Below are 6,011 nucleotides of genomic sequence, written 5' to 3' on the forward strand. Positions count from 1 at the left end.
GGCCGGCCGGCGGCCAACTTCATCACCGCCACCGGCCGCACCCACGACGTGCTGGACGTGCCCGTGGGCGCGGGGCGGGCCGCGCTGGAGCGGCTGGAGGCCGAGGGCGTCGAGGTCGGGCCGGTGGCGGTGTGCGGCACCGATCCCCGGCCGGGGCGGATGCTGTTCTTCACCGCCACCCGGGGCACTCCGGAGGACGAGGACGAGTGGTGGCCGTGCGTGCTGGACTGCCGCCCCGAGACCCTGGACGACCACCCGGGCCTCCGGTGGCACTGCCGCGGCAGCTATGTGCTCGTGCCCCCCGCCCGGCTGCCCGGCGACTCCGAACCGGCGGTGGGCTGGCTGCGCGCCCCCGAGCGGCCGCTGCCCGACCCGCTGACGATGCTGGAGGCGCTGACGGACGCGTGCGCCGCGCACCCGCAGGAGGAGTCGGACCACACCGCACCCTGGCCGGTGCGCTGACGCGCGACCGTGCCGCCCCGCTCCGGGACGGGCTGAGAGGGGCGCGAGGGGTGGAGAACCCCGGGCCGGTCACCGGCCCTGCCGCGTGGGTCAGCGCCGGGCTCCGGTGATCTGGGTCCACCAGGTTGTGTCGTGGCCGTGAGCGAGACCGACGCCGATGTCGCGGTGGCCGCAAGCGAGGATGTTGCGCCGGTGTGGTGGGCTGTCCATCCAGCCGGCCACGACAGCGGCCGCGTCGGGATAGCCGTAGGCGATGTTCTCCCCGACCTGGCTCCAGGCATACCCCGTGTCCTTGAGACGCCGCATCAGCGACCGTCCCCCGGAGCCGCGGTGGGAGAGCTCGCCGGTGCGGGCCATGGAGGCGCTGTGGTCCCGGGCCGCCTCCTCCAGGGCCGGATGGGGGGCGAGAGCGGAGCAGCCGGCCTCGGCACGTAGCGCGTTGACCAGACGGACGACCTCCGCCCTCTCGTCGTCGGCCGGCGGTGGTGCGGCCACGGTGGTGTGCCCGGGCGCTGTCAGCCGGCTGTGGGCCGCGGTGGAGCCGGCGGGGGAGAGGTGAGGGCGAACGGCGTCCGGGCTGTGGGCGGCTGCTGTGAGGACTGCGAGGGTCACAGCGGCCACGGCGCCGCCGAGGGCCCGCACCGGGCGGGCCGCGACACCGGTTCGGCGCCGGTTCTCGTTCCGGGGGAGGATACGAAAGCGTGTCATCTGACTCCTCTGCCACGTGGTCCGGCGGGGGGTGCGGGAAGCGGTGGGAAGAAGGCCGGAGACGGCCGCGTACCGGTGGTGCTCCCCGCCCTCCCCGACGAGGGTCACCCGCGTGTCCCGGCCGTTGCCCTGGAGGACGAAGTTCTCGAACTCGCCGTTCGCCACGGTGGTGTGCTCCCGCGCGGTGTCGGTCACCCACCGCTGGGATCGCCGCCCGCCGCCCGCCGTCGCGGTCAGCCCGGCGCGCGGCCGCGTTCCGGACCTGAGCGACGACGCACCGGCCGGGAGCGGCGGTGCCCGGCGGTCCCAGGGCCGGAGAAGGCGGCTGCGAGAAGGCCCGCCGATGTCACGGTGGCCATCGTCGTCCTGGAAACTCCCATCGGTTCTCTCCTTCGGTTCGATGCGTCACCGTGGATGTGCGCGGAGTTCCTCGTGCGCGTCCACAGACATTCTCGAAGGCACCCGGGCCTGGCGGAAGGCGCGGGGAACGGCGCGGGAAGCCCGGGGTGAGTACTGTGAGCAGAGCCTCCGTCACGACGCAACGGGTGTACTCGAACGTGTCGTTTGCCCGACGCCGGGAGCATCGCAAGGACGTCCCGGGCCGCGGGTGGCGGGTGCCCGCGCAGCAGAGGGGAACGCCGCTTTGGCTGCCGGAATCCGGAGCGAGGAACCTTTTACCAGTGCGGCGATGAAGAGATCAATCCCGTGGGAGGACTGTGATGTGAACGGCTGTTCCCTCTCAGTCGCCCTTGGCGCTCGTCAGGCGCTGGAGGCGGTAGACCAGCCTGATCCCCGGGTCGTCGGCGCCGGCGGGAGGCACGGCCGCGGTCTGGAGGCCGAGGCGGACGTAGGTCACCGACTGCTGCGGCGTGCCCTCCAGCAGGGCCTTGACGTAGGGGTCCTTGATCTGTGGCTTGTAGCCCTGGGGCACGGTCTGCCGCATCTGGTGGTGCGTGGTGAAGAAGACCAGCGCCCCGCCGTCCTCGGTGCGCAGCCCCACCGGCGCGAACCGGGCGTCCCGGGCCGGGAGGTCGGCCCACTGGGTGCGCGCGCCCGGGTTCGCCGCCGTCTTCCCGCGCTCCTGGCGCAGACCGCTGGTGGCCGGGCCGTCGGCGAAGACGTCGCCGCCCTCGCGCAGATAGTCCGTGTACGTCTTCCCCAGGTCATTCGGCGCGACGGCCAGCCGGGCCGACTCGCCGGAGGGGACGGCCTCGACGTGGCCCTCGCCGTCCTCGGCGAACTCCGGCACCGCGGAGGACTCCAGTACCGACAGGTACGACGCCTTCCAGCCCTCCTCCACGCCGCCGCGGGTGAAGACCAGCAGCCAGCGCTTGCCGGGACTCTGACTGGAGGCGGTGTCGGCGACGAAGAACTTCGGCCAGCCCGCCTGCCGCGGTATCAGGAAGCGGGCGTCGGTCAGCTCCAGGTCCTGGTGGTCGGGGTCGCCGCCGGGGTGGACGATCCGGCGGGCCCGCAGCCCGGCCTGGTCGACGGCGCCCAGCGCGCCCGTCTCGATGGTGGCGTTCAGGGCGGCGTCGTTGGTGCGGTTGGCCTCGTTGTTGGTCCCGGTGAAGTGGTCGAGGACCTTCGCCGCCTCCGCCTCGGTCACCGCCGGGACCACGGCCCTCTCGCCGTGCACCGTGACGCAGCCCGGCAGTGCCGCCAGAGCGGCCAGCACCGCCGCCGACGCCATCGCACGCCTGAGCCCGCGCGCCTTCGTCCGCACTCTCCTCGACCCCTCCCGGACCGTCACGAGGCTTTCCGGCCCGAACCCTACCGGTGCCCCGCGGGGGCCGGGCGACGGGAGGGGGCCGGGCCACCGGAGCCGCCGTGGACGGTGGCCTCCTTCGCGGTCGCGGCGAGGCCCTCGACCATGTCCGGGTACTCCACGCCGCCGATGCCGCGTCAAGGGGTGTGACGGGAACCGGTTCCGCGACCGTCAGGCGCTCAGGGGGAACTCCTCGCCCAGTTCGCGGAAGACGGCGGTGTTCAGCGCGAAGGCGTGACGGCACTCCTCGGCGATCCGCTGCTTCTCCAGATCGTCGGCCGGCACCGCGTCCAGCGCCGCCCGGTACTCGCGCTTGAACGCGGCGGGGTTGCCGATCCCCTCGAAGACGTAGAAGCGCACACCGTCGCCCTTGCACGCGAAGCCCCAGGCCTTCTCGGCCTTGCCCCGGATGATCTGGCCACCGGACAGATCCCCCAGATAACGGGTGTAGTGGTGGGCGACGTAGCCGCCCGGCCACCGGCGGGCCAGATCGGCGATCCGCCCGGCGTACGCGGCCGTCGCCGGCAGCGGGACCAGCGAACCGCGCCAGCCCTCCCCGCCGTGCAGATGGGTCAGGTCGCGCTCCAGGGCGGCGGTGCGGGCCAGCTCGGGCCGCAGGAACGGTCCCGCCACCGGATCACCGGCCAGGTCCCGCGCCCCGCCCTCCAGGGCGCGGTAGACGAACCACAGCTGCTCGGTGTAGCGCCGGTAGGCATCCACCCCCAGCCCGCCGCCCAGCAGGGCGCCCATGAACGCGGAACCCTCCGCCTCCGTGTGCTGCTGCCGGGACGTCTCGCGGATGAGGACGGAGAACGGAGTCGTGGCGGACGCGACCAAGGCGGGCCTCCGGGGAACAGACGGTATGAGAGGGCGGGTACCGCGGAGGCCGCGGGGACACCGCCCGGCCCGACCGATTCTCGCCGACCGCACCGGCAAGTCAACGTCTTGCCGACAGCTTGTCGGAAAATGGTCAGGGCAGTGTCAGGATCTCGGCGCCCGAATCGGTGACGACCAGGGTGTGCTCGAACTGGGCCGTGCGCTTGCGGTCCCTGGTCACCACCGTCCAGCCGTCCTCCCACATCTCCCACTCGTGGGTGCCCAGCGTCAGCATCGGCTCGATGGTGAACGTCATGCCGGGCTTCATCACCGTCGTCGCCCGCGGGTCGTCGTAGTGGGGGATGATCAGCCCGGAGTGGAACGAGCTGTTGATGCCGTGCCCGGTGAAGTCGCGCACCACCCCGTACCCGAAGCGCTTGGCGTACGACTCGATGACCCGGCCGATGACGTTGATCTGCCGGCCCGGCCGCACCGCCTTGATCGCGCGGTTCAGCGACTCGCGTGTCCGCTCCACCAGCAGCCGTGACTCCTCGTCCACCTCCCCGCACAGGTAGGTGGCGTTGTTGTCGCCGTGCACGCCGTGGATGTACGCCGTCACGTCCAGGTTCACGATGTCGCCGTCGCGCAGGACGGTGGAGTCCGGGATGCCGTGGCAGATGACCTCGTTGACCGAGGTGCACAGCGACTTGGGGAACTTCCGGTACCCCAGCGTCGAGGGGTAGGCGCCGTGGTCGCACAGGTACTCGTGCGCGACCTCGTCGAGCTTGTCGGTGGTCACGCCGGGAGCGATGTGCCGCGCGGCCTCCGCCATGGCGCGGGCGGCGATCCGCCCCGCGGTCCGCATCTTCTCGACCGTCTCGGAATCCTGCACCTCGGGACCGGTGTACGGCGTCGGGGCGTCCCTGCCCACGTACTCCGGGCGGGGGATCGAGACGGGCACGCCGCGGTGCGGGGAGACGGTGCCGGGAACGAGGAGCGACTGGCCAGACATGTGCGCGAGTCTAACCGTGATAGGTGATGCCCCGGCGGGGCAGCATGGATCACATGGCACTGTTCAAGCGCAAGGCGACCGGCGAGTCCGGCGAGTGGTTCTACTGCCTGTCCCACCACACGGTCGAGGAGGGCCCCCAGTGCCCGGCCAGGGAACGCCTGGGCCCTTACGCCACCCGCGCCGAGGCCGAGCAGGCGATGGACACGGCCCGCGAGCGCAACGAGCGGTGGGAGAACGACCCGCGCTGGAACGAACCGAAGGACCCCGCCGCGAAGGACGGGACCGAGACGGAGTGACGGTGCGCGGGGGAGGCCCGCCCGTGCCCGGAGCGCTCGTGCCCGGACAGCCCGCCCGCCGGTGAACCCTGGCCGTGCCCGCCCGCCGGGCCCCTGGCAGGATCGGAACATGACCTCGAACGATGCTTCCGCGGACACCCCGAAGAAGGCCCCCGCCAAGGACCCCTGGGAACTGCCGGACGTCTCCGGCCTGGTGGTCGGTGTGCTGGGCGGCACCGGCGACCAGGGCCGCGGCCTGGCGTACCGGCTGGCCCGAGCCGGCCAGAAGGTGATCCTCGGCTCGCGGACGGCCGAGCGGGCGCGGGCCGCGGCCGGGGAGCTGGGCCAGGGCGTGGAGGGCGCCGACAACGCCGAGTGCGCCCGCCGCAGCGACGTGGTGATCGTCGCGGTGCCGTGGGAAGGGCACGCCGCCACCCTGGAGAGCCTGCGCGGGGAACTGGCGGGCAAGCTCGTCGTGGACTGCGTCAACCCGCTCGGCTTCGACAAGAAGGGCGCCTACGCGCTGAAGCCCGAGGAGGGCAGTGCCGCGCAGCAGGCCGCCGCCCTGCTGCCCGACTCGCGGGTGACCGCGGCCTTCCACCACCTGTCGGCCGTCCTGCTCCGGGACCCGGAGGTCGAGGAGATCGAGACCGACGTGATGGTGCTGGGGGAGGTGCGGGCCGACTGCGAGATCGTCCAGGCGCTGGCGGGGCGCATCCCGGGGATGCGCGGTGTGTTCGCCGGCCGGCTGCGCAACGCGCACCAGGTGGAGTCGCTGGTGGCCAACCTGATCTCGGTCAACCGCCGGTACAGGGCGCACGCGGGTGTGCGGCTCACCGACCTCTGAACGCGGCCGGGCAGGCGGGGCCGGCCACCGGGTCCGCCCTGTCGCCCCCGGCGCGGGGGCGACAGGGGCTGGGCGGCACTCATCGTCACCGCCCTGTGGGGCGTGGCTGCGGCCGTGATGTAC

7 protein-coding genes are annotated in these 6,011 nt (G+C 73.0%); 3 read left to right on the forward strand and 4 right to left on the reverse strand.

Annotation, left to right across the window (positions count from 1 at the left end; genetic code table 11):
• On the forward strand, positions 1 to 462 hold a 462-nt coding region (locus LJ221_RS22510), incomplete at its 5' end, for a bifunctional DNA primase/polymerase (protein ID WP_241718545.1).
• A 90-nt stretch (positions 463 to 552) separates the two neighbouring features.
• On the opposite strand, the gene LJ221_RS22515 is transcribed toward LJ221_RS22510, so the two are convergent.
• The 4 genes from LJ221_RS22515 to map all read right to left on the reverse strand — a co-directional run bounded on the left by LJ221_RS22515 (position 553) and on the right by map (position 4,766).
• Positions 553 to 1,365, reverse strand: coding sequence for a CAP domain-containing protein (locus LJ221_RS22515; protein ID WP_241718546.1), 813 nt, complete (start codon positions 1,363 to 1,365; stop codon positions 553 to 555).
• 544 nt (positions 1,366 to 1,909) lie between these two features.
• Positions 1,910 to 2,896 carry a hypothetical protein gene (locus tag LJ221_RS22520; RefSeq protein ID WP_241718547.1) on the reverse strand — a complete coding sequence of 329 codons (987 nt, stop codon included), beginning with the start codon at positions 2,894 to 2,896 and terminating at the stop codon, positions 1,910 to 1,912.
• 213 nt (positions 2,897 to 3,109) lie between these two features.
• Positions 3,110 to 3,775, reverse strand: coding sequence for a heme oxygenase (biliverdin-producing) (locus LJ221_RS22525; protein WP_241718548.1), 666 nt, complete (start codon positions 3,773 to 3,775; stop codon positions 3,110 to 3,112).
• Between the two features lie 133 nt (positions 3,776 to 3,908).
• On the reverse strand, positions 3,909 to 4,766 hold the full coding sequence (gene map / locus LJ221_RS22530; protein ID WP_241718549.1) for a type I methionyl aminopeptidase: 858 nt from the start codon (positions 4,764 to 4,766) through the stop codon (positions 3,909 to 3,911).
• A 53-nt stretch (positions 4,767 to 4,819) separates the two neighbouring features.
• Between map and LJ221_RS22535 the strand changes: the two genes are divergently transcribed.
• Positions 4,820 to 5,062: a hypothetical protein gene (locus LJ221_RS22535; RefSeq protein ID WP_241718550.1), complete on the forward strand. Its 243-nt coding sequence runs from the start codon at positions 4,820 to 4,822 to the stop codon at positions 5,060 to 5,062.
• Between the two features lie 109 nt (positions 5,063 to 5,171).
• Positions 5,172 to 5,888, forward strand: a complete 717-nt coding sequence (gene npdG, locus LJ221_RS22540; protein ID WP_241718551.1) for an NADPH-dependent F420 reductase — start codon at positions 5,172 to 5,174, stop codon at positions 5,886 to 5,888.
• The last annotated feature ends 123 nt before the right edge of the window (positions 5,889 to 6,011 follow it).

Origin of the sequence: Streptomyces sp. CNQ085, from assembly GCF_022614595.1 — a bacterium.
Classification (GTDB): Bacteria; Actinomycetota; Actinomycetes; order Streptomycetales; family Streptomycetaceae; genus Streptomyces.

What these genes read in the sequence shown, in the direction of transcription:
- LJ221_RS22535 (WP_241718550.1), top strand. Translation starts at nt 4,820, where the DNA reads ATGGCACTGTTCAAGCGCAAGGCGACCGGCGAGTCCGGCGAGTGGTTC.
- map (WP_241718549.1), bottom strand. Translation starts at nt 4,766, where the DNA reads ATGTCTGGCCAGTCGCTCCTCGTTCCCGGCACCGTCTCCCCGCACCGC.
- npdG (WP_241718551.1), top strand. Translation starts at nt 5,172, where the DNA reads ATGACCTCGAACGATGCTTCCGCGGACACCCCGAAGAAGGCCCCCGCC.